The organism is Kitasatospora sp. NPDC059648, assembly GCF_042734825.1.
Classification (GTDB): Bacteria; Actinomycetota; Actinomycetes; order Streptomycetales; family Streptomycetaceae; genus Kitasatospora.
Map to the genome: position 1 here is coordinate 30018 of NZ_JBHWDU010000051.1, position 20061 is coordinate 50078.

Consider the following 20061-nt stretch of genomic DNA (forward strand, 5'->3'; position numbering starts at 1 on the left):
CGTGACCACCACCAGCGCCCGCACGACGATCGTCGAGGCCTCCGCCGTCACCAAGACCTTCACCACTCCGGACGGGCGGGCCCTGCCGGTGCTGGACGACATCAGCCTGCACCTGGCCGAGGGCGAGATCGTCGCCCTGCTCGGCAAGTCCGGCTCCGGCAAGTCCACCCTGCTGCGTTGCCTGGCCGGGCTGATCCCGCCCTCCTCCGGGACGATCAGCTACCGCGGCATCCCGCTGCGGGCCGCCAACCCGGGCGTGGCGATGGTGTTCCAGTCCTTCGCGCTGCTGCCCTGGCTGACCGTCCAGCAGAACGTCGAACTGAGCCTCCAGGCCCGCGGGGTGGGCGAGGAGGAGCGGCGGGAGCGCGCCCTGCGGGCGATCGACCTGATCGGTCTGGACGGCTTCGAGGGCGCCTACCCCAAGGAGCTGTCCGGCGGGATGCGCCAGCGGGTCGGCTTCGCCCGGGCGCTGGTGGTCGAACCGGACGCGCTGTTCATGGACGAGCCGTTCTCCGCCCTGGACGTGCTGACCGCCGAGAACCTGCGCAACGAGCTGGTCGGCCTCTGGGAGGGGCACGAGGCGCCGGCCAAGTCGGTCCTGATCGTCACCCACAACATCGAGGAGGCGGTGCTGCTGGCCGACCGGATCCTGGTGCTGTCCTCCAACCCCGGCCGGATCCGCTCCGAACTGACCGTCGGCCTCCCCCGCCCGCGCGACCGCCGCACCGCCCAGTTCGAGGCCCTGGTCGACACCGTCTACGGCATCCTCACCGGCCGCGGGGAACAGCCCGCCGCCGAACCCGCCGCCCGCCAGGCCGCCACCCCGATCACCACCCCGCTGCCGCCCGCCACCGTCGGCGGACTGGCCGGCCTGCTGGAGATCCTGCTCGCCATGGGCGGCGAGGAGGGCCTCGCCGAGATCGCCGACGAACTGAACTTCGAGGTCGACGACCTGCTCCCACTGGTCGACGCCGCCGTCCTGCTGGACCTCGCCCGCACCACCGGGGGCCGCTTCGCCATCACCCCGGCCGGCCGCGAGTTCGCCGCCGCCGACATCCTCACCAGCAAGCAGCTGTTCGCCCGCAACGCCGCCCGCCACGCCCCGCTGGTGCGCGCCGTCGTCCAGGCGCTGGCCACCACCGAGGACCACAAACTGCGCGAGGACTTCTTCCTCGACCTGCTGCGCGCCGGCTTCGACACCGAGGACGCCCGGCGGCAACTGGAGACCGCCATCGACTGGGGCCGCTACGGGGAGCTGTACGACTACGACGCCGACGACGCCGAATTCGTGCTGGACCCGGGCGCGGCGGCGACCTTGTGGGCGGCCGATCAGTCCTGCCGGTAGAGGACCGGGGTGTCGACCTTCAGCGGCAGGCGCTCGCCGGCCCGGGGAGGCGGCTCCGTGCGGGTCGACCGGGTCGACCCGGTCGATGCTGGTCACCGGGGGATGCCAGTGGGCTCTCCGCGGGCTAAACCACCCGATCAAGTGGTGGGGCGATCTCCTGTGCGGGTACACCAGTTGACGGCCAACCATCGCACGGACCAGCGAGGAGGCATCCGTGAGCGACGACCGGAGCATCCAGAGAGCAATCGATTCACGGCGGACCGTCCAGGACGAACGAACAGTCAGGTTCCTGCGCTTCGGGGTCGGGGCGATCGGCGTGCTGCTGCCGCCCGCCCTGCCGCTGGGCGACTGGCTGGCGGACGAGGTCACGGGGCGCTCGACGGGCGGGTTCTGGCCCGCGTCGATGAGCGCCGCGTACTACACGGGGACGCGCGACGTCTTCGTCGGGGCGCTGTGCGCGCTCGGGGTGTTCCTGGTCTGCTACCGCTTCGACCGGCGGGACGACCGGTGGAGCACGGCGGCCGGGCTGTTCGCGCTGGGGGTGGCGCTGTGCCCGACGGCGCCGGGGGATCCGACCGGGCTGCAGCGCACGGTCGGGGTGTTCCACCTGGTGTTCGCCGCCCTGCTGTTCGTGATGCTGGCGCTGTTCTGCCTGTACTCCTTCCGCAATCCGCGCTCGACGCAGCCGGCCCGGGTCGGTGCGGCGTACCTGGCGGCGGGGGTGCTGATCCTGGTCGCGCTGGTGGCGGCGGCGGTCGCGGGGCTGTCGGGGTTCGGGGCGGACTGGGCGGTCCGGCCGATGTACCTGTGCGAGTGGGTGGCGACCTGGGCGTTCGGTGCGGCCTGGATCGGTGCGGCGGTGGAGCTGGCGGCCGGGCGCGGCGGGCGGGCCGGGTCCGGGACGATCCCCCGTCAGGCGGTGGCGCTGGACGTACGGAGTCCGGAGGCGCCCCAGACCTGAGCCTTCGTCCCCGGCGTGACCCTGGTCCACCACTGGCGGCCGGACGCCGACGCCCCGGCGATCCGCGACCGGGACAGCGCGATGTACGCGGGCGTGGCCGTCAAGCGCTGAGCGCGCCCTGAGTGCCTGATCAGCCGGGGACGGAGACCAGGCCCGTCTCGTAGGCGAGGATGACCAGTTGGACCCGGTCACGGGCGTCCAGCTTGGCCAGAAGCCGGGTCATGTAGGTCTTCACGGTGGCGACGCTGAGAACCAGCTCGGCGGCGATCTCGGTGTTGGACAGGCCCCGGCCGACCAGGGTGAGGATCTCCCGCTCCCGGTCGGTGATCACGTCCAGTCGGCGCGGGACCGGCACCGGAACCGGCTTCGGCTGCTGTCCGGCGAACGCCCCGATCAGCCGGCGGGTGACACTCGGCGCGATCAGGGCCTCCCCCGCGGCGACCACCCGCACCGCGGCGAGGATGTGGTCCAGTGCCATGTCCTTGACCAGGAACCCGGACGCCCCGGCGCGCAGCGCCGCGTACACGTGCTCGTCCTCGTCGAAGGTGGTGAGCACCACCACCCTGGTCGGCCCGTCGGCGGCGGTCAGCTGCCGGGTGGCCTCGATGCCGTCGGTGCCGGGCATCCGGATGTCCATCACCACGACGTCCGGGCGCAGTTCGGTGGCCAGCCGGACGGCCTCGGCGCCGTCGCCCGCCTCGCCGACCACCTCGACGTCCGTCGTCTCGGCGATCACCATCTCCAGGGCGGCCCGTACCAGCGGCTGGTCGTCGGCCAGGACGACGCGGATCACGCCGTCGCCTCCCCGGGGACGGGCAGCCGGGCGGCGACCCGGAAGCCGCCCTCCGGGCGCGGTCCGGCCTCGAACTCGCCGTGCAGCAGGGCGACCCGTTCGCGCAGCCCGGCCAGGCCGAAGCCGCCGGGCGCGGTGCCGTGGCCCCGGCCGCGGTCGGTGATCTCGACGCGGAGCTCCCCCGCGGTACGGCCGACGGTCACCAGGCAGTCGCGGACGTCCGCGTGCCGGAGCACGTTGGTGACCGACTCCTGGATGATCCGGAACGCCGAGAGGTCGATCTCCGGTGGCAGCGGCCCCGGTTCGCCCGAGCGCCGCACCTCGACCCGCACACCCGCCGCGGTGGTGGTCGCGGCCAGCCGGTCGAGATCGGCCAGGCCCTGCGGGACGGTGTGCGACACCTCGCCGTCGGCCTGTCGCAGGGCGACCAGCATCCGGCGCAGCGCGGCCAGGGTCTCCCGCCCGGCGGACTCGATCTCGCCCAGTGCCTGCTTGGCCCGCTCGGGCCGGCGGTCGATGACCCGGCGGGCGGCGCCGGCCTGCAGGGCGACGATGCCGATGCTGTGGGCGACGGTGTCGTGCATCTCCCGTGCGATCCGCAGCCGTTCGGCGGTGACCGCCTCGGCGGCGGCCCGGCTGCTCAGTGCCTCGGCGTGCTCCCGGTTCTGCCGCAGCGAGCGCCCTGCCAGCCAGGCGACCAGGGCGAGCAGCGCGGCGCCGTCGGCGGTGCCGATGTGGGTGCCGGTGAAGATGCCGACGGTGTTGCCGGGGACCAGTCCGATGTGCAGCACCAGGAAGGTCATGACCAGTGCGAAGGCGGCGCGCGAACTGCGGCGCGGGGCACGGGCGGTGATCAGGAACAGCGCGACGTCCACGGCGAGCAGCGCGACCGCGGGCACCTGCGACTTCGCCGCCCAGCCGTCGGTCTCCGTCCAGGTGGCGATCAGTAGCACGGCGACCGAGAGCACCGGCACCCGGCGCACCAGCGCGGCGCCGGCGAAGGCGACGGCCGTATCGGCCAGGGTGAACGGCAGGCCGCCGTGCGCGGCGGCGCCGCCGTACAGCCGTCCGGTGCCGCGGAGCAGCAGGGCGGGATAGGCGACGGCCACGCACCAGGCGAGGGCGGTCCAGGCCTCGGGCGGGACGTGCCGGAACAGCGGGGGCGTCGGTGTCGCGGGCATGGTTCGAGATCGTAACGACGGCGGTGAACGCCGTCATCCGACCGTGGTTGTACGACCGGGGCCGACCTGTGGTGTCGACACCGGTCCGATGTGGCGGCAGGGGCTCCCCCGGCACCGTGGTGCCCATGATCGAAGTCATCGAACTGACCAAGCGCTACGGCCGCCGACCGGCCGTCGACCGGCTGACCTTCACCGTGCGCCCCGGTCACGTCACCGGGTTCCTCGGCCCCAACGGCGCCGGCAAGTCCACCACCCTGCGGCTGGCCCTGGGCCTCAACGACCCCACCTCGGGCACGGTGACCGTCGACGGCCGGACCTTCCGCGGGCTGCCGCGCGGCCTGCGCGAGGTCGGCGCGCTGCTCGACGCGGGCGACGTCCACGGCGGACGCACCGGCGCGGCCCACCTGCTCGCCCTGGCCCGCAGCAACGCGGTCCCGCCCGGCCGGGTGGAGGAGGTGCTGGCCGAGGTCGGGCTCGCCGACGCCGCCGGGCGGCGGATCGGCGGCTACTCACTGGGCATGAAGCAGCGCCTCGGCATCGCCGGCGCCCTGCTCGGCGACCCGCCCGTGCTGCTCTTCGACGAGCCGCTGAACGGGCTGGACCCGGAGGGCGTGCTGTGGGTGCGCGGGCTGTTCCGGCGGCTCGCCGCGGAGGGCCGGACGGTCTTCGTCTCCAGCCACATGATGGCCGAGATGGAGCACACGGCCGACCGTCTGGTGGTGATCGGCCGCGGCCGGCTGATCGCCGACGAGAGCCTCGCCGAGTTCTCGGCCCGGGCCGGCCGCTCCGCCGTCACCGTCCGCGCCGCCGAACCCGAGCGGCTGACCGCCGTGCTGCGCGCAGCCGGCGCCGCCGTCCGACCCGGCCCGGACGGCGGCCTCGACGTCACCGGCCTGGACGCCCGCAGGATCGGCGAACTCGCCCTGGAGCAGCGCCTGCTGCTGTACGCCCTGACCGAGCGCGGCGCCTCCCTGGAGGAGGCCTTCATGGAACTGACCGCCGACAGCGTCGAATACCTCGCCGGAGAGCCCCGATGAGCACCGCCACCCTCCCGACCCCCGTGCGCCGCCACCGCTTCGGCGACCTGCTCGCCGCCGAGTGGCTCAAGTTCTGGTCGCTGCGCTCGATCCCCTGGGTGCTCGGCCTCGCCACGCTGTTCGCCGTCGCGGCCAACGTCAAGTCCGCCCAGTACACCCACGACCACTACGCGCCCGGCGACGGCGACCCGGCGGTGATGGCACAGGTCGCGCTGAACGACTCCTTCATCACGGCCTCGGCCGACGTCCTGATGCTGGTCGGCGGCGGTCTCGGCGCGATCGTCATCGCGGGCGAGTACGCGACCGGACTGATCCGCACCACCCTGGCCGCCGTCCCCGACCGCCGGGCGGTGCTGCTCGCCAAGGCGGCCGTGCTGACGGCGGTGCTGCTCGGCTTCGGGACGGTCACCGCGGGCGGCTCCTTCGGCCTCACCCAGGCGATCCTGGCCGACCGGGGCATCGGGCGGTCCATCACCGACCCGTCCGCCCTTCGGTACGTGGCGGCGGCCGCGCTGTTCGCCCCGGTGTGCGGACTGGTCGGGCTCTGCCTCGGTACCCTGATCCGGCACAGCGCGGGCGCGGTGGTCGGCACCGTGGTGGTGCTGTTCTTCCTGCCGTCCCTGGTCACCGAGCGCTACCGTTGGACGGCCGACCTGCTGCACGCCCTGCCCTTCCCCGCGTGGCAGCGCCTGTCCCGGATCTCGCCGGCGGGCATGCGGCCCACCGACTACCCGGCCACCGTCGCGGGCTCCTGGACCACCTACGCGATGTGGGCGCTCGTCTCGGTGGCCGTGGCGGTAGCGGCGATCCGGCGCCGCGACCACTGACGATCAGAAGGCCGCGATGCTGCCCGGCGCCCGCTCGGCCCGGCTGAGCGCCCGCAGCACGCTCACCTGGCCGTGCCTGCGCACCGCCAGCCGGGTCAGCAGGTCGATCACCGACCGGGCCGTCTCGGACGGGAGTTCGGGGGTCGGGACCCCGACGCTGACCGCGAGGTCGTCCGCGTGGACGGCCAGTTCCATGGTCCGGGTGGTCAGCAGGTCGTCGAGTACGAGCGACCACGCCCCCCAGAACGGCAGCCGGACCGGCCGGGCGCCGTCCTCACCCGCGAGGACGGCCGTGAGCCCGCCGAGCGTCTCGGCCAGCCGGCCGCTCAGCGCCGCCGCCCCTGGGGCCGCGACCGCTTCGCTGCCCTGCCGGATCCGCACGTTGATCTCGGTGTCGACCCCGGCCCCGACCCACCGGGACCGGCGGTAGTGCTCCAGCAGCCCCACCGTCTCCTCGCCCGGCACCGGGGCGGCCAGCACCTCCGGCACGCACAGCACCTGGTACGCCAGGTGCCCGGCCAGGCCGCCCACGCTCCACCGGGCCAACGCACTGGGCCTCGCCCAGTCGTCGGCCACCTCGGCCCGGCGCAGCAGCGCCTCCGCCGCGCGGGCCGCCGCCAGGAAGTCCGTCCGGGCATCCGTCATGCCGCACCTCCTACCCCGCTGCCGCCCCGACTCACCACGGGTCAGGGCCCCCGGGACCGCCCCGTGCTCTCCCGCTGGTTCGCCCACTCGTCGGCCAGGGCCACCAGCAGCGCCGCGAGGACCAGCCCCGAGGCGACGGTGTCGGCCAGCTGGAAGGCGAGCGCCCAGTCGGGGTGGGGGCCTGCGGCGTGGGCGAAGAAGACCGAGCCGACGACCGCGATGCCGACGGCCGAGCCGACCCGCTGGGCGGTCTGCAGGACGCCGCCGGCGCTGCCGGCGCGGGCGAGCGGGACGTACTGGAGGGTGAGCGTCTGGTTCGGGGAGATCACCAGGCCGCTGCCCACCCCGGCCACCAGCAGCGGGCCGAGGGTCGTCCAGCCCACGGAGGGGCCGGACCACAGCTGGACGGCCAGGACGGAGACCAGCAGACCGAGCAGCACCAGCACCAGCCCGAGCACCACCAGCCGCCGTCCGAATCGGCTGACCAGCCGCCCGCCCACGGCGGCGGCCACTCCCGAGCCGACCGCGAAGGGGGTGACCGCCAGGCCCGCCGTCAGCGCCGAGTAGTGCAGGCCCGCCTGGAGGTAGAGCGTGAAGATGAAGAAGACCGCGGTGAAGCCGGCGAAGTACACCAGCGACAGCAGCACCCCCGCCGCGTACGGGCGCACCGTGAACAGGGCCATGCTGACCAGCGGTTCGCGCCGCCGCGCGTAGTGCCGCTCCCAGCCGACGAAAGCGGTCAGCAGCACGGCAGCCACCGGCAGCAGCAGCCAGCGGGTCGCGCTGTGCCACTGCTGCTGCTGCACGAAGGGCAGCAGCAGGGCGACGGTGCCCGCGCCGAGCAGCAGCACCCCGACCGGGTCGAAGTCGCGGTGCCCGGCCCGTTCGGCGGCCGGGCCGGGCGGCGGGAGCAGCCGGTAGGCGATCGGCAGGGCGGCCGCGCCGATCGGCAGGTTGACCAGGAACACCCAGCGCCAGCCGTCCTGCCGGCCGAACAGCTGGATCAGCAGGCCGCCGAGCAGTGGCCCGACGGCGGTGGACAGTCCGATGGTGGCGCCGAGCGCGCCGAAGGCCCGGCCGCGTTCGGCGCCCTGGAACAGGGTCTGGATGAAGCCGGACACCTGGGGCACCAGCACCCCGCCGGCCGCGCCCTGGAACAGCCGGGCCAGCACCAGCCACTCCTGGCTCTGGGCCGCCCCGGCCAGCGCGCTGGCGGCGGTGAACAGGGCCAGGCCGGTGAGGAAGACGGCCCGTCGGCTGCGGGCGTCCCCGAGCCGCCCGGAGGGGACGAGCACCAGGCCGAAGGCGAGCGCGTAGCCGCTGAGCACCCACTGCAGTCCGCTGTCCGACATGTGCAGCCCGGCCCGGACGGTGGGCAGCGCGACGTTCACGATGCTGACGTCCAGCAGGGTCATGAATCCGGCGACCAGGCAGACCGTCAGCGCTCGCCAGCGCCGAGCCTCGGCCCGCCCACTGGCGGCGGTGGAACCGGGCGGCTGCGGTTTCTCCGCGTCGCGGGACGGTTGGGAGGTCATGGGGGCCTCTTCGCGGGGTCCGGGCACTGGTCCCGGGTGGGCCTGGCTCTGCTCCGGCTCATCCTCGCCCGGCCCCCGGCGCGCCGCCACCCGGGTCCGCCGCGGCCCGCGCGCGCCCCACCGCGCGGCCGGCCGCGCACACCGCGCCGGTCGTCCAGGCCCACTCGGACGCGCTGCACACCGTGCCGTTCAGCGGGCCAGCAGGTCCCGGAGCGCCTCCGTGACCTCGTCGGGCGCCTCCTCCGCCATGAAGTGCCCGGCCCCGGTCAGCCGGTGGTCCAGGTCCGGTGCCCACGCCCGCCACACCGCGGCGGCGTCGTAGCCCAGCTGCGCCCCCCAGTCCTGCTGGACCACCGTCACGGGCATCGCCAGCTGCGACCCGGCGTCCAGGTCCGCCTGGTCGTGCCGGACGTCGACGCCCGCCGAGGCCCGGTAGTCCGCGACGATCGACGGCACCGCCGCGGCGCAGGCCCGCAGGTACTCGGCCCGCACCTCCGGCGGCAGGGCGGCCGGGTCGTTCCCCCAGGCGTCGAGGAAGGAGCCGAAGAACGCGTCCGCACTGTTGGCGATCATGGTCTCCGGCAGGCCCGGCGGCTGCGCCATCAGGTACAGGTGGTAACCGACCGCCGCCGACACCCCGTGCAGGACGTTCCACATGTCGAGCGTCGGCACGACGTCGAGGATGCCCAGGTGGGTGACGGTCTCGGGGTGGTCGAGCCCGGCCCGGAAGGCGACCAGGGCGCCCCGGTCGTGGCCGACCAGGGCGAAGCGGTCGTGGCCGAGCGCCGCCGCCACGGCCACCACGTCGGCGGCCATGGTGCGCTTGGCGTACACCTCGGGGCCGGTCTCCGCCGGCTTGTCGCTGGCGCCGTACCCGCGCAGGTCGGGGCAGATCACCGTGTGCTGGTCGGCGAGCCGCTCGGCGACGTGCCGCCACATCAGGTGGGTCTGCGGGAAGCCGTGCAGCAGCACGACCGGGCTGCCGCTGCCGCCGACGGCGGCGGCCAGCCGCACTCCGTCCGTGCCGGGCAGGCGGAGGTGGTCGAAGCCGGGGATGGTGGGGGCCATGGAGGGCGTCTCCTCTCGGGTCTGGGACCGGGCGTCGGGAACCGGGCGCCGGAAAGCGGGTGCCGGGAACCGGGCGCGGGGTGCCGGGTGCAGGGGGTTGGGTGCGGGGTGTCGGGTGGAACCGACCTGGCCAGCCTGCTCGACCCCGATCAGCAACCGATCAGTGCGGTCGGGCGCGGCCCACCCCCGGCACGGAGGATGGGGGCATGCGAATCGACGTGCTCGGAGCCGTACGGGCCCTCCGCGACGACGGCTGCCCCGTCGAGCTGGGCGGCCCCCGCCACCGGGAGGTGCTGGCCCGGCTGGTCGCCGCCGAAGGCCGGATGGTCACCACCGACACCCTCGTCGAGGACCTGTGGACCGACCCGCCGGTCCGCGCCGTGGGCGCCCTGCGCACCTTCGTCGCCGCGCTGCGCCGCGCCCTCGAACCCGACCGGCCGCCCCGCGACGCGCCGCGCGTCATCGTCACCGAGGGCCCCGGCTACGCGCTTCGCCTGCCCCGCGAGGACGTGGACGCCCACCGGTTCCAGGACACCCTGGCCCGCGCCCGGCGCGACCCCGGCACGGCGGCCGAGCTCGGCGCGGCACTCGCCGCCTGGCGCGGGCCCGCCTACGCCGACGTGCCCGACTCCGCCTGGGCGCAGCGCGAGCGCGCCCGCCTGGAGGAGCTGCGGCTGGAGGGGGTGGAACTGCGCGCCCGGCTCCTGCTGGACGCCGGGGAGGGAGCCGGGCTCGTCGCCGAACTGGGCGCCCACGTCGCCGAACACCCGTGGCGCGAGCCGGCCTGGGGGCTGCTCGCCCGCGCGCTGCACCGCGCGGGCCGCCAGGCCGACGCGCTGGCCGCCCTCCGCCGTGCCCGCGCCATGCTGGTCGACCAGCTCGGGCTCGACCCCGGCGTCGAACTGCGGCGCCTGGAGGCGGAGATCCTCAACGGCCCCGCACCCGTCGGGCCCGCCCGGACCACCTGGTCCGGGCCCGGCGTCCGGCTCGGCCCGCGCACCACCGTGGAACTGGCCCGCACCCTCGCCCTGGCGGGCGGCGACGCCCTCGTCCACTCCCGTCGCGACCGGCTCGCCGCGATCCGGGCGGCGGAACGCACCGGGGACCTGCTGCTGACCGCCCGGATCATCGGCGCGTACGACGTGCCCGCCCTGTGGAGCCGGGCCGACGACCCCGAACAGTCGCGCGCGGTCGTCGAGGCCGCCGAGCGTACCCTCACCGCGCTCGGCCCCGACGGGCCCGCCGACCTCTCCGCCCGGCTCCTGGCGACCGTCGCCGTCGAGAGCCGAAGCGCCGACCTGTCCACGGCCGGACTGCGGCGCGCGAACCGGGCCGCCCGGCAGGCCGAGGCGCTGGCCCGGGGCCTGGCCGATCCCGGGCTGCTGGCCTTCGCCCTCAACGGGGTGTTCCTGCAGTCCTTCGGCCGCCCCGGGCTGGCCGTGGCCCGGGACGGGATCGGCACCGAACTCCTCGACCTGGCCGGTCGGCACGGCCTGGCGAACTTCGCCGTACTGGGCCGGCTCGTGCGTCTGCAGTCCGCCTCGGCCCTCGGCGACCTGGACGCCGCGGCCGCCCACGCCGAGGCGGCCGAACGGATCGCCGCCACCACCGAGGCGCCGCTCGTGCCCGTGCTCACCGGGTGGTTCCGGGCCCGGGCGACGGCCGCCCACAGCGCCGAACCCGGCGGGCCGACCGCCGCCATGGCCGCGGCGGAGTACCGCGCCGCCGAGGAGGCCCTCCGCACGGCCGGCATGCCGGGACTGCACCGCGGCCTCTTCCCGCTCGCCCTGCTGGGGCTGCGCCTGCTGCACGACCGTCCGGCGCCCACCGACCCGCGGCTCGACTGGGGACCGTACCGGCCCTGGGCGCGGCCCCTGGTGCTGCTCGCCGAGGGCCGGGCCGAGGAGGCCCGGGCCGCCCTCGCCGCGGCACCCGAACCGCCGCACGACCACCTCCAGGAGGCCCTGTGGTGCCTGACGGCCCGCGCCGCCTCCCGCCTCGGCGAACGCGCGACCGCCGCCCGGGCCGCGGCCGCCCTGCACGGCGCCGCGGTGGAGGACGCCGGTGGCGCCAGCGGGATGCTGACCCTCGGCCCGGTCGCGCGGTACCTGGCAGAGGCGGAGGCCTGCGCCGGGGCCGACGGCGGCCCCGCGGACGCGAGTTCGCGGAGGGGCCCTGGCCGGGACCGGTGCTGAACGGTGCCCGTCTGATCGTCCTGCCGGGGCTCTGATCGTCCTTCCGGGGCTCGCCCACCGGGGCACCCGTGGCGGCGGCCGGGGAGTGCGCGTCAGGCCTTCGGCCAGTTGCGCAGCAGGGCGTCGAGGGCGTCGAGGACGCGCGCCCAGGTCTCCTCCGTGGTGCGCGGGGTGTGCTGGAAGCTTCCCGCCCGTTCCAGCGCGACGTAGCCGTGGAAGGTGCTGCCGAGCAGGCGGACCGCGTCGGTCTCGTCGGGCTCCGCGAGGTCGTAGCCGCGCAGGATCGCGCGGGTCATCCGGGAGTGCCGGACGGCGGCGCTGTCGAGGGCCGTCTCGTAGTCGAGTTCGAGCTGCGCGGCGGCGTAACGGCCGGGGTGCTCGCGGGCGTAGTCGCGGTAGGCGTTGGCGAAGGCGGCCAGGGCGTCCTTGCCGGCGCGTCCGGCCAGGGCGGCGGAGACCCGGTCGGCGAGTTCCTCCAGCGCGAGCAGGGCGATCCGGGTCTTGAGGTCCCGGGAGCTCCTGACGTGCGAGTACAGGCTCGCGTCCTTGACCCCGAAGTGCCGCGCGAGCGCGGAGACCGTGACCTTGTCGAAGCCGACCTCGTCGGCCAGTTCCGCTCCCGCCCGGGTGAGTCGTTCCGCGTTCAGTCCTACGCGTGCCATGGGCTTCCCCTTCGATCGCCTGAAGCCATTATACGTTTGCCTAATTCCCCTAGGTAATTTACTTTGCTCCCTATGAAGCCGATGACCGAACACGAGATCCGCTCCGCCTTCGTGAACTGCAGCAAGGGCGAGGCGAAACGCCTGCACGTCCCCCGGGACCTGACCGAACTGCCTTGGGACGACCTGGACTTCCTCGGCTGGCGCGACCCCCAGGCGCCCGATCGCGCCTATCTCGCGGCCCAGCTGGACGGCCGCACCGTGGGCGTCGCCCTGCGCTCCTCCGGCGCCGCCTCCTGGCAGGCCCGGCGCAGCATCTGCTCGCTCTGCGTGACCACCCACACCGGGGGCGTCTCGCTGCTGGTCGCACCGCTGGCCGGAACGGCCGGGAAGCAGGGCAACTCCGTCGGCGCCTACATGTGCACCGACCTCGCCTGCTCGCTCTACGTGCGCGGAAAGCGGGAGGTCGGCACCCGGCTCCACGAGTCGCTCACCCTGGAGGAGAAGATCCGGCGCACCGTCGACAACCTCGCCGCCTTCCTCGCCAAGGTCACGGCCTGACCGGCCACCGGACCGCGGGCGGGTCAGCCGGCCAGCGGCGGGTCGAGCCGGGCGAAGGCGGCCTGGCGGCGGTACGGGAAGTAGGGGTACGGCGCGGTGCGGGCGCTGGCCGCGTCCAGCCGGGCGATCTGATCCTCCGTCAGCGACCAGCCGACGGCGCCGAGGTTCTGCCGCAGCTGCTCCTCGTTGCGGGCGCCGATGATGACCGAGGAGACGGTCGGGCGGCGCAGCAGCCAGTTGATGGCCACCTGGGGAATGGTGCGGCCGGTCTCGGCGGCGACCCCGTCGAGGGCGTCGACCACCCGGTACAGCAGCTCGTCCTCGACCGGCGGCCCGTAGTCGGCGGTGTCGTGCAGCCGGCTGCCGGCCGGGAGGGGCCGGCCGCGCCGGATCCGGCCGGTGAGGCGCCCCCAGCCGAGCGGGCTCCACACCAGGGCGCCGACGCCCTCCTGCCGGGCGAGCGGCATCAGCTCCCACTCGTAGTCGCGGCCGACCAGCGAGTAGTAGACCTGGTGGGCGGCGTAGCGGGGGCGGCCGTGGCGGTCGGCGAGGTCCAGGGACTTCATCAGCTGCCAGCCGGAGAAGTTGGAGACGCCGGTGTAGCGGATCTTGCCCGCACGGACCAGGTCCTCCAGAGTGGCCAGCACCTCTTCGATCGGGGTGGCGGCGTCGTAGGCGTGCAGCTGGAACAGGTCGAGGTGGTCGGTACCGAGGCGGCGCAGCGCGTCGTCCACCGACCGGATGAGCCTGGCGCGGGACGTACCGGCGTCCTGCGGGCCGTCGCCGAGCGGCAGTCCGGCCTTGGTGGAGATCAGCACCTGGTCGCGGCGGCCGCGGAGGGCCTGGCCGAGCACCTCCTCGGAGGCGCCGTCGGAGTAGACGTCGGCGGTGTCGAAGAGGGTGACTCCGGCGTCGATGGCGATGTCGAGCAGGCGGCGGGCCTCCTGGACGTCGGTGGTTCCCCAGGCGCCGAACAGCGGGCCGCGGCCGCCGAAGGTGCCGGTGCCGAGGCTGAGCGCGGGGACCTTGAGTCCGGACGCGCCGAGCCGGCGGTACTCCATGCCGCTGGATTCCGTGGTGGTTGCCATGACAGTACTCCCCTCGGAGTCCCTAATGGGATTCCCGTTCCGTTAGGATGCTTCGAAGCTAGCAGACTCCACCCGACTAATGGAACAGGAATCCCGTTAATGGCTGTCGAGCCGGTTGAACCCGCCGAGTCCGCCGACCCCGCCGCCTCCGGCCCGCCCGGTTCGCCCGGGACGGCTGGGGCGCCCAGGACGGCTGGGGCGCCCGGGACGGCTGGGGCGCCCGGGACGACCGGCTCGCCCGGGAGCGTCCGCCCCGGCGGCCGTACCGCCCGGGTCCGCGCCGCCGTCCTGCGGGCCGCCGAGGACGCCCTGGTCGAGCACGGCTTCGGCGGGCTCGACCTCGCCGACCTCGCCCAGCGGGCCGAGGTCGGCCGGACCACCGTCTACCGCCGCTGGGGCAGCACCACCGCCCTGGTCGCCGACCTGCTCGCCGACATGGCCGAGCAGTCGCTGCCGCGCTCCCGCAGCGGCTCGCTCACCGAGGACCTACGGGCCAACGCCCGACTCGTCCAGCGCACCCTGGCCGACCCCCGGCAGGGCGCGCTGTTCCGCGCCGTCATCGTGGCCGCCAACGGCGATCCGGGGACGGCCGAAGCCCTGCGGCACTTCTACCGGCGCCGGGTCGAGGAGTGGGCGCCGTGCGTCACCGAGGCCGTCGAACGCGGCGAACTCCCGCCGGACACCGACGCGTTCGAGGTGATCCGGGCCGTCTCGGCACCGCTCTACTACCGGATGCTCACCACCGCCGAGCCGCTCGACGAGCCGGCCGCCGACCGCGCCGCGGCCGCCGCCGAGGCCGCCGCCCGGGCGGGCGCGTACCGGCGGCAGGAGGCCTGAGCGGACGCGGCTGCACCGCCCCGGGCACGGGAACGGCCGCACGACGCGGTTGCGCGGTGCGGCCGGTGCCGGGAGCGGGGGGAAGAGCGGTGACGACTCAGAAGAACGAGTCGTCGTCGTCCTCGTAGTAGTTGTTGACGACCACCTGGGGTTCGTCGTCGCTCAGCGCCTCGTTGAGCAGCATGCCGCCGACCAGGCCCGCCGCACCGGCGCCGAGCATGGCACCGGTGCCGAAGCGGCGGCCGCCCTGGTCCTGCTGCTGGGCGGGCACCTGCGGCCGGACCTGCTGCTGCGGGTAGCCGGCCTGCGGCGGGGTGTAGAACGGCGGGACGGTGGTCTGCACCCGCTGGGCGCAGGCGGCACAGGCCTCGACCTGACGCGGCACGCCCCACTGCGGCTGCCACAGCACCGCGGCCGAGCCGACACCGTGGGTGGGGTCGAAGAAACACGTCACGGGGGAACTCCCTGTTACTGGCTGGGTCTTCGGAACAGCGGGAACGACGGCGGCGGGCGCGGCCGCCGGCATCGGGGGCAGCGGCGCCGGGGCCTGCGCCGGGGCGGAGGGGGCGGCCGGCGCCGGCTGGAGGACGTCGACACCGAAGTCGGTGGCGATGCCCGCGAGCCCCGAGGCGTACCCCTGGCCGACGGCGCGGAACTTCCAGTCCGCGCCGTTCCGGTAGAGCTCGCCGAACACCATCGCCGTCTCGCTGCCCGTCTCCGGCGTCACGTCGTAGCGGGCCACCTCCGCGCCGCCGTCCGCGTCGGTGAGCCGGACGTGGGCGCCGCGCACCTGCCCGAAGGTCTGCCGGCGCTGCGCCGCATCGTAGATCGCCACCGCGAAGACGACCTTCTGCACGTCGGCCGAGACGTCCGCGAGCCGGACCTCGATCCGCTCCTGGTCCTCGCCCCCGCCGTCCGCGCCGAGGTGGCGCACCGCGCCGTCCGGGCTCTGCAGGTTGTTGAAGAAGACGAAGTGCTGGTCCGTGAGGACCTTCCCGGACGCCCCGCAGAGCAGGGCGCTGGCGTCCAGGTCGTACCCGGGGCCGGCCGTCCAGCCGAGGCAGACCCGGACGGACCGCACGCCGGGCGCCTGCCGGTTCAGGGAGACGTTGCCGCCCTTCGTCAGGGCCACACTCATGGGGTTTCCTCCACCACCGTCCGAATCACGCTTTTCGACCACGACAACGCTGTAGATGCCACGCCGGTTCCCGTCACCTCGATCAGAACCGGACCGGGAGTTCCAGCAGGCCACGGGCCCTCATGGTGGGGCGGTGGCGCAGTCGCTCGGCCGGGACGTCCAGGGCCAGCGCGGGGAAGCGGCGCAGCAGGGCCGTGAGCGCGAGCGAGGTCTCCATCCGGGCCAGCGGGGCGCCCAGGCAGTAGTGGATGCCGTGGCCGAGCGCGAGGTGGCCGTTCTCCCGGCGGCGCAGGTCGAGCCGGTCGGGGTCGCCGAACTGCCCGGGGTCGCGGTTGGCCGAGGCGAGCGAGAGCAGGACCGTCTCCCCCGCCGGGACGGTGACGCCGCCGATGGTGACGTCCTCGCGCGGGAAGCGGCGGATGGCCAGCGGGGCCGGTCCGTCGAAGCGCGCGAACTCCTCGACGGCGCCCGTGATCAGCTCCGGCTCGGCGCGCAGGGCCGCGAGCTGCTCGGGATGGGTGAGCAGGGCGAGGACGGCGTTGGCGATCAGGTGGACGGTGTTCTCGTAGCCCGCGAAGAGGATGAGGAAGGCGAGCGAGGTCAGTTCCTCCTCGCTCAACCGGTCCTGTTCGTCCCGGACGGCGATCAGGTCGGAGAGCAGGTCGTCGGCCGGCTCGGCGCGCTTGCGCGCGATCAGGCCGGTGAAGAAGGCGAGCATCGCCCCGACGGCGTCGCGGGCCTGTTCGGGCTGGTCCGGGTCCGGGGTGATCAGGGTGTCGGTCCAGGCCCGGAAGTCGTGCCGGTCGTCCTCGGGGACGCCGAGCAGGTCGCAGATGACGGTGATCGGCAGCGGCGCGGCGTAACTCGCGAGCAGGTCGACGCGGCGCGAGGACCCGGCGGCGTCCTCGGCGGCGTCGAGGAGTTGCTCGGCGACGCGCTCGATCGGCGCGCGCAGGGCGGCGACCCGGCGCGGGGTGAAGGCCTGGACGACCAGGCGGCGGATCCGGGTGTGGTCCGGCGGGTCCATGTTGAGAAGGTTGGCGTCCAGCGCGGGCGGCAGCGCGAAGCCCCGGTAGTTGCCGGGCGCGGCGTGCGCCCGGTCGAGGGCGAGGCGCGGGTCGGCGAGGGCCTGGCGGACGTCCGGGTAGCGGGTCACCAGCCAGACGGGCAGCCCGTCCGGGCCGACGATCCGCCGGACGGGTGCCTCGGCGCGCAGCTCGGCGTAGGCGCCGTAGGGGTCGGTGAGCAGGGACTTCACGGTCGGGTCGAGGGGTGTCACGCGGTCAGCCTACGGGGCGGGGACAGGCACCCTGGCGGGGCGTCAGCGCCGTACCTATTGTCAGCGTCCATGACAAACATTCACCGCGCCGCCGGACGCCCCGCACGTGCCGCCGAACGTGCCACCGGGCGTACCGTCGGCCGTGCCGCCGCGCTGGCCACCGCCCTCGCCGGAACCCTCGCCGCCCTTCTCGCGCCGGCCGCCGCCCAGGCCGCGCCGGCTGCCTGCCGGACCGTCACCACCGCCCCGACGGACGCCGAACAGGCCCGGCTGCAGGACGCCCGGACCGACGTCTTCACCGAGCGGTCCGGCCTCGACGACCTGCTCCACGGCTTCCCCGCCGCGCTCTGCTCCGCCCGCACCGCCCACCGCGCACAACGGGTGGTGGACACCTGGGGCCGCAGGCTCTGGCAGGCCGGCCTCGACCGCGCCCAGGGCCGTCGGCCCGGCGGCGAACTGCCCGCCCTCGACGACCGTCCGCTGTACTGGACCCGGCTCGCCATGACCGTCCAGCTCGCCGGCTGGCAGCCCGGGTTCGACGTCGACCACGACGAACTGCGGGCCCGCTTCGAGGACGCCTCCCGCGGCCTGGACGACGGCTTCGGCGACGAGTCGGGCCCCGGCTCCGGCTCCGGCGTCCGGCGGATCTTCATCAGCGGATTCGACCCCTTCGGCCTGGACACCGAGCCGCGCCGCGCCAATCCCTCCGGTGCGGCCGTCCTGCAACTGGACGGGCAGCGGATCACCCTGGCCGACGGCAGCACGGCCGAGGTGCGGGCGGTCGTCCTGCCGGTGCGCTACCGGGACTTCGACGAGGGCATCGTGGAGCGCGCCTTCGGCCCCCGCCTGCGGCCCGGCGGCCCGCAGTCCGCCGACCTGGTCACCAGCATCAGCCAGGGCTACCCCGGCACGTTCACCCTGGAGGCCTGGGCCGGGCGCGCCCGCTCCGCCGACCCGGCCACCGACAACGCCGGCGCGCTCTCCGGCGGCACCACGACCCACCCGGTGGACGCCCCGGGCCTGGCCGCCGGTCCGCAGTTCATCCGCACCACCCTGCCCACCGACGCCATGACGGCCGTCCAGCAGCCGTACCCCGTCCTGCTCAACACCCCCGTCGTCGAGATCCCCGCCGGCGCCACCGCGCCGGTCCAGCGCACCGACGGCCCCACCCCCGGCTCCCGCGCCGTCGCCGGAGGCGGCGGGGGCTACCTCTCCAACGAGGTCGCCTACCGCTCCAACCGGCTGCGCCTCGCCCTCGACCCCGACCTCCCCGGCGGCCACCTCCACACCCCCGTCCTCACCGGCCTGCCGGACCAACAGGACCAGCTCACCTCACCGGAGTTCGAGCACAACGAGGCCGCGATCTCCGACGAGGTCCGCGCCGTCCTGAGCAGCGGCCGGCTCTGAGCAGCGGCCGCGCGGGCCCGGCTCTCCCGGCTCCCCCGGCTTCCCCAGCAGCCGGGCTGCCGGGGAAGTCAGGCCGGGTGAGCGAAGCGGGTGCCCACCGCGCGGGCGCGGGATTCGGCGATCTCGGTGCCGGCCGCCTCGCGGCCGGCCCAGTGCGAGCCCTTGACGGACTTGCCGCGTTCGAGGTCCTTGTACACCTGGAAGAAGTGGGTGATCTCCAGCAGGTCGAACTTGCGCAGGTCGTCGATGTCCCGCAGGACGGCGTAGCGCGGGTCGTGGGCCGGAACGCAGAGGATCTTGTGGTCCGGGCCGCGCTCGTCGCGCATCACCCACATGCCGACCGCCCGGCAGGTGAGCACGCAGCCCGGGACGGCGGGTTCGCCGCCGAGGACGAGGGCGTCCAGCGGCTCGCCGTCGCCGCCGAGGGTGCCCTCGACGTAGCCGTAGTCCGCGGGGTAGCGGGTGGCGGTGAAGAGCGTGCGGTCGAGGCGGATCCGGCCCGCGTCGAAGTCCATCACGTACTTGTTCCGCGACCCCTGCGGGGTCTCGATCATCACGTCGAACTCGGCGGGTTCCACCGGGGCCTCCTCCTCGGCTCATGGGCCAGATCGTCCGCCGTCCGGGCTCCCCGGGCAGGGTCGAAACGGCCCCCGCGGTTCACGGCCAGCCGCTAGCATCCGGGCCAGGGGGAGTTGGCGGGTCACGGTCATGCACCACCATCGCACGGCGGGCGGACGTCCGCAGGGCCGCCCGGCGGGGCCGCTGGCCCGGCAGGACGGGTGGGAGGTGCACGGCGGGGACGGCGTGCTCGGCTGCGTCGACCGGACCGGCCTGGTCCGCTGGCGGCAGCCCTGCCCGGGGCGGCCGAACGCCGCGCACGTCTCCGCCGACCGGGTGCTGGTCACCACCGACACCCACGAGTACACCGACCGGGGGCACCTCGGCCCGGCCCTGCTGCTGGACCTCGCCGACGGCACACCGGTCGCCGAGCTGCGCGGCGAGCGCGGCGCGGCGACCGGGGGCGGGCGGTTCCTCCTCGGCCTGGAGGGCCACGGCGCCTTCGACACCCGGGCCCACGACCGGGACGGCGCCGTCACCGACTCCTGGCGCAGCTTCGGGCACTACGTGGTCGACGACGGCCTGCGCGTGGTCGAGACGGACCGCCGGCGCCCCACCCGGAGCCGGGTCGTGCGGCTGCTGCCCGGCGGGGCGGTGGAGCGCGGTCCGCTGCTCAGCGACGCGCGGGTGCCGGAGCCGCTGGCGCTTCCCGACGGCACCCTGCTGGTGCTGGACGCCGGTGTGCTGCGGTCGGTCGGGCCGGAGCTCGACGACGCGGTGCTCGCCGAACTGCTGCCGCTCCCGCCGGAGGAGCAGAACCGCTCCACCGGTGCGCTGAGCCGGACGGCCAAGGGACTGAGCGCGACGCTGGTCGAGCGCCACCCGACCCGGATGGGCAGCTACACCACCTACACCTGGGCCATCGGCCTGGTCGGACCGTGACCGCC

19 protein-coding genes are annotated in these 20061 nt (G+C 75.0%); 9 read left to right on the forward strand and 10 right to left on the reverse strand.

Going from position 1 to position 20061, the window contains the following annotated elements; all coding sequences use genetic code 11:
* Position 1: 1 nt before the first annotated feature.
* Both ACFV1W_RS25925 and ACFV1W_RS25930 read left to right on the forward strand, forming a co-directional pair.
* Positions 2-1345, forward strand: a complete 1344-nt coding sequence (locus ACFV1W_RS25925) for a nitrate/sulfonate/bicarbonate ABC transporter ATP-binding protein (RefSeq protein ID WP_380419631.1) — start codon at positions 2-4, stop codon at positions 1343-1345.
* A gap of 214 nt (positions 1346-1559) precedes the next feature.
* Positions 1560-2306, forward strand: coding sequence for a hypothetical protein (locus ACFV1W_RS25930; RefSeq protein ID WP_380419632.1), 747 nt, complete (start codon positions 1560-1562; stop codon positions 2304-2306).
* Positions 2307-2436: 130 nt separating this feature from the next.
* Here the strand turns inward: ACFV1W_RS25930 and ACFV1W_RS25935 are convergent, their stop codons facing one another.
* Both ACFV1W_RS25935 and ACFV1W_RS25940 read right to left on the reverse strand, forming a co-directional pair.
* On the reverse strand, positions 2437-3099 hold the full coding sequence (locus ACFV1W_RS25935; RefSeq protein WP_380419633.1) for a response regulator: 663 nt from the start codon (positions 3097-3099) through the stop codon (positions 2437-2439).
* On the reverse strand, positions 3096-4280 hold the full coding sequence (locus ACFV1W_RS25940; protein WP_380419634.1) for a sensor histidine kinase: 1185 nt from the start codon (positions 4278-4280) through the stop codon (positions 3096-3098). Before ACFV1W_RS25940 ends, ACFV1W_RS25935 begins: the two co-directional genes overlap by 4 nt.
* A 125-nt stretch (positions 4281-4405) precedes the next feature.
* On the opposite strand from ACFV1W_RS25940, the gene ACFV1W_RS25945 reads away from it, so the two are divergent.
* Together ACFV1W_RS25945 and ACFV1W_RS25950 are read left to right on the forward strand one after the other, a co-directional pair.
* Positions 4406-5317 (forward strand): ABC transporter ATP-binding protein, encoded by a 912-nt coding sequence (locus ACFV1W_RS25945; protein ID WP_380419635.1) that lies wholly within the window; start codon positions 4406-4408, stop codon positions 5315-5317.
* On the forward strand, positions 5314-6144 hold the full coding sequence (locus ACFV1W_RS25950) for an ABC transporter permease (RefSeq protein WP_380419636.1): 831 nt from the start codon (positions 5314-5316) through the stop codon (positions 6142-6144). Before ACFV1W_RS25945 ends, ACFV1W_RS25950 begins: the two co-directional genes overlap by 4 nt.
* A gap of 3 nt (positions 6145-6147) precedes the next feature.
* Here the strand turns inward: ACFV1W_RS25950 and ACFV1W_RS25955 are convergent, their stop codons facing one another.
* From ACFV1W_RS25955 to ACFV1W_RS25965, 3 genes are all read right to left on the reverse strand, one after another.
* Positions 6148-6789, reverse strand: coding sequence for a maleylpyruvate isomerase N-terminal domain-containing protein (locus ACFV1W_RS25955; protein WP_380419637.1), 642 nt, complete (start codon positions 6787-6789; stop codon positions 6148-6150).
* A 41-nt stretch (positions 6790-6830) separates the two neighbouring features.
* Positions 6831-8324 carry an MFS transporter gene (locus ACFV1W_RS25960; RefSeq protein WP_380419638.1) on the reverse strand — a complete coding sequence of 498 codons (1494 nt, stop codon included), beginning with the start codon at positions 8322-8324 and terminating at the stop codon, positions 6831-6833.
* A 189-nt stretch (positions 8325-8513) separates the two neighbouring features.
* A complete protein-coding gene (locus ACFV1W_RS25965) occupies positions 8514-9392 on the reverse strand; it encodes an alpha/beta fold hydrolase (protein WP_380419639.1) in 879 nt (292 codons plus the stop codon).
* A 206-nt stretch (positions 9393-9598) separates the two neighbouring features.
* Here ACFV1W_RS25965 and ACFV1W_RS25970 point away from each other — a divergent pair, with 206 nt between their 5' ends.
* Positions 9599-11587, forward strand: coding sequence for a BTAD domain-containing putative transcriptional regulator (locus tag ACFV1W_RS25970; protein WP_380419640.1), 1989 nt, complete (start codon positions 9599-9601; stop codon positions 11585-11587).
* 92 nt (positions 11588-11679) lie between these two features.
* On the opposite strand, the gene ACFV1W_RS25975 is transcribed toward ACFV1W_RS25970, so the two are convergent.
* Positions 11680-12249 carry a TetR/AcrR family transcriptional regulator gene (locus ACFV1W_RS25975; protein WP_380419641.1) on the reverse strand — a complete coding sequence of 190 codons (570 nt, stop codon included), beginning with the start codon at positions 12247-12249 and terminating at the stop codon, positions 11680-11682.
* Positions 12250-12321: 72 nt separating this feature from the next.
* Between ACFV1W_RS25975 and ACFV1W_RS25980 the strand changes: the two genes are divergently transcribed.
* Positions 12322-12807, forward strand: a complete 486-nt coding sequence (locus ACFV1W_RS25980) for an FBP domain-containing protein (protein WP_380419642.1) — start codon at positions 12322-12324, stop codon at positions 12805-12807.
* 23 nt (positions 12808-12830) lie between these two features.
* On the opposite strand, the gene ACFV1W_RS25985 is transcribed toward ACFV1W_RS25980, so the two are convergent.
* The gene (locus ACFV1W_RS25985) at positions 12831-13868 is read right to left on the reverse strand and encodes an aldo/keto reductase (protein WP_380419657.1); all 1038 of its coding nucleotides are present in this window, start codon (positions 13866-13868) and stop codon (positions 12831-12833) included.
* 126 nt (positions 13869-13994) lie between these two features.
* Here ACFV1W_RS25985 and ACFV1W_RS25990 point away from each other — a divergent pair, with 126 nt between their 5' ends.
* Complete coding sequence (locus ACFV1W_RS25990; RefSeq protein ID WP_380419643.1) at positions 13995-14732, forward strand: TetR/AcrR family transcriptional regulator C-terminal ligand-binding domain-containing protein; 738 nt, start codon at positions 13995-13997, stop codon at positions 14730-14732.
* A gap of 97 nt (positions 14733-14829) precedes the next feature.
* Here ACFV1W_RS25990 and ACFV1W_RS25995 read toward each other — a convergent pair whose 3' ends face one another.
* On the reverse strand, positions 14830-15870 hold the full coding sequence (locus tag ACFV1W_RS25995) for a TerD family protein (protein WP_380419644.1): 1041 nt from the start codon (positions 15868-15870) through the stop codon (positions 14830-14832).
* An 82-nt stretch (positions 15871-15952) separates the two neighbouring features.
* A complete protein-coding gene (locus ACFV1W_RS26000; RefSeq protein WP_380419645.1) occupies positions 15953-17149 on the reverse strand; it encodes a cytochrome P450 in 1197 nt (398 codons plus the stop codon).
* A gap of 69 nt (positions 17150-17218) precedes the next feature.
* Between ACFV1W_RS26000 and ACFV1W_RS26005 the strand changes: the two genes are divergently transcribed.
* Positions 17219-18556, forward strand: a complete 1338-nt coding sequence (locus tag ACFV1W_RS26005; RefSeq protein WP_380419646.1) for a pyroglutamyl peptidase — start codon at positions 17219-17221, stop codon at positions 18554-18556.
* Positions 18557-18624: 68 nt separating this feature from the next.
* On the opposite strand, the gene ACFV1W_RS26010 is transcribed toward ACFV1W_RS26005, so the two are convergent.
* A complete protein-coding gene (locus tag ACFV1W_RS26010; protein ID WP_380419658.1) occupies positions 18625-19110 on the reverse strand; it encodes an inorganic diphosphatase in 486 nt (161 codons plus the stop codon).
* A gap of 154 nt (positions 19111-19264) precedes the next feature.
* On the opposite strand from ACFV1W_RS26010, the gene ACFV1W_RS26015 reads away from it, so the two are divergent.
* Positions 19265-20056 (forward strand): hypothetical protein, encoded by a 792-nt coding sequence (locus tag ACFV1W_RS26015; RefSeq protein ID WP_380419647.1) that lies wholly within the window; start codon positions 19265-19267, stop codon positions 20054-20056.
* Positions 20057-20061 lie beyond the last annotated feature (5 nt).

What these genes read in the sequence shown, in the direction of transcription:
- ACFV1W_RS25940 (WP_380419634.1), bottom strand. Translation starts at nt 4,280, where the DNA reads ATGCCCGCGACACCGACGCCCCCGCTGTTCCGGCACGTCCCGCCCGAG.
- ACFV1W_RS25945 (WP_380419635.1), top strand. Translation starts at nt 4,406, where the DNA reads ATGATCGAAGTCATCGAACTGACCAAGCGCTACGGCCGCCGACCGGCC.
- ACFV1W_RS25950 (WP_380419636.1), top strand. Translation starts at nt 5,314, where the DNA reads ATGAGCACCGCCACCCTCCCGACCCCCGTGCGCCGCCACCGCTTCGGC.
- ACFV1W_RS25955 (WP_380419637.1), bottom strand. Translation starts at nt 6,789, where the DNA reads ATGACGGATGCCCGGACGGACTTCCTGGCGGCGGCCCGCGCGGCGGAG.
- ACFV1W_RS25960 (WP_380419638.1), bottom strand. Translation starts at nt 8,324, where the DNA reads ATGACCTCCCAACCGTCCCGCGACGCGGAGAAACCGCAGCCGCCCGGT.
- ACFV1W_RS25965 (WP_380419639.1), bottom strand. Translation starts at nt 9,392, where the DNA reads ATGGCCCCCACCATCCCCGGCTTCGACCACCTCCGCCTGCCCGGCACG.
- ACFV1W_RS25970 (WP_380419640.1), top strand. Translation starts at nt 9,599, where the DNA reads ATGCGAATCGACGTGCTCGGAGCCGTACGGGCCCTCCGCGACGACGGC.
- ACFV1W_RS25975 (WP_380419641.1), bottom strand. Translation starts at nt 12,249, where the DNA reads ATGGCACGCGTAGGACTGAACGCGGAACGACTCACCCGGGCGGGAGCG.
- ACFV1W_RS25980 (WP_380419642.1), top strand. Translation starts at nt 12,322, where the DNA reads ATGAAGCCGATGACCGAACACGAGATCCGCTCCGCCTTCGTGAACTGC.
- ACFV1W_RS25985 (WP_380419657.1), bottom strand. Translation starts at nt 13,868, where the DNA reads ATGGAGTACCGCCGGCTCGGCGCGTCCGGACTCAAGGTCCCCGCGCTC.
- ACFV1W_RS25990 (WP_380419643.1), top strand. Translation starts at nt 13,995, where the DNA reads ATGGCTGTCGAGCCGGTTGAACCCGCCGAGTCCGCCGACCCCGCCGCC.
- ACFV1W_RS25995 (WP_380419644.1), bottom strand. Translation starts at nt 15,870, where the DNA reads ATGAGTGTGGCCCTGACGAAGGGCGGCAACGTCTCCCTGAACCGGCAG.
- ACFV1W_RS26005 (WP_380419646.1), top strand. Translation starts at nt 17,219, where the DNA reads ATGACAAACATTCACCGCGCCGCCGGACGCCCCGCACGTGCCGCCGAA.
- ACFV1W_RS26010 (WP_380419658.1), bottom strand. Translation starts at nt 19,110, where the DNA reads ATGATCGAGACCCCGCAGGGGTCGCGGAACAAGTACGTGATGGACTTC.
- ACFV1W_RS26015 (WP_380419647.1), top strand. Translation starts at nt 19,265, where the DNA reads ATGCACCACCATCGCACGGCGGGCGGACGTCCGCAGGGCCGCCCGGCG.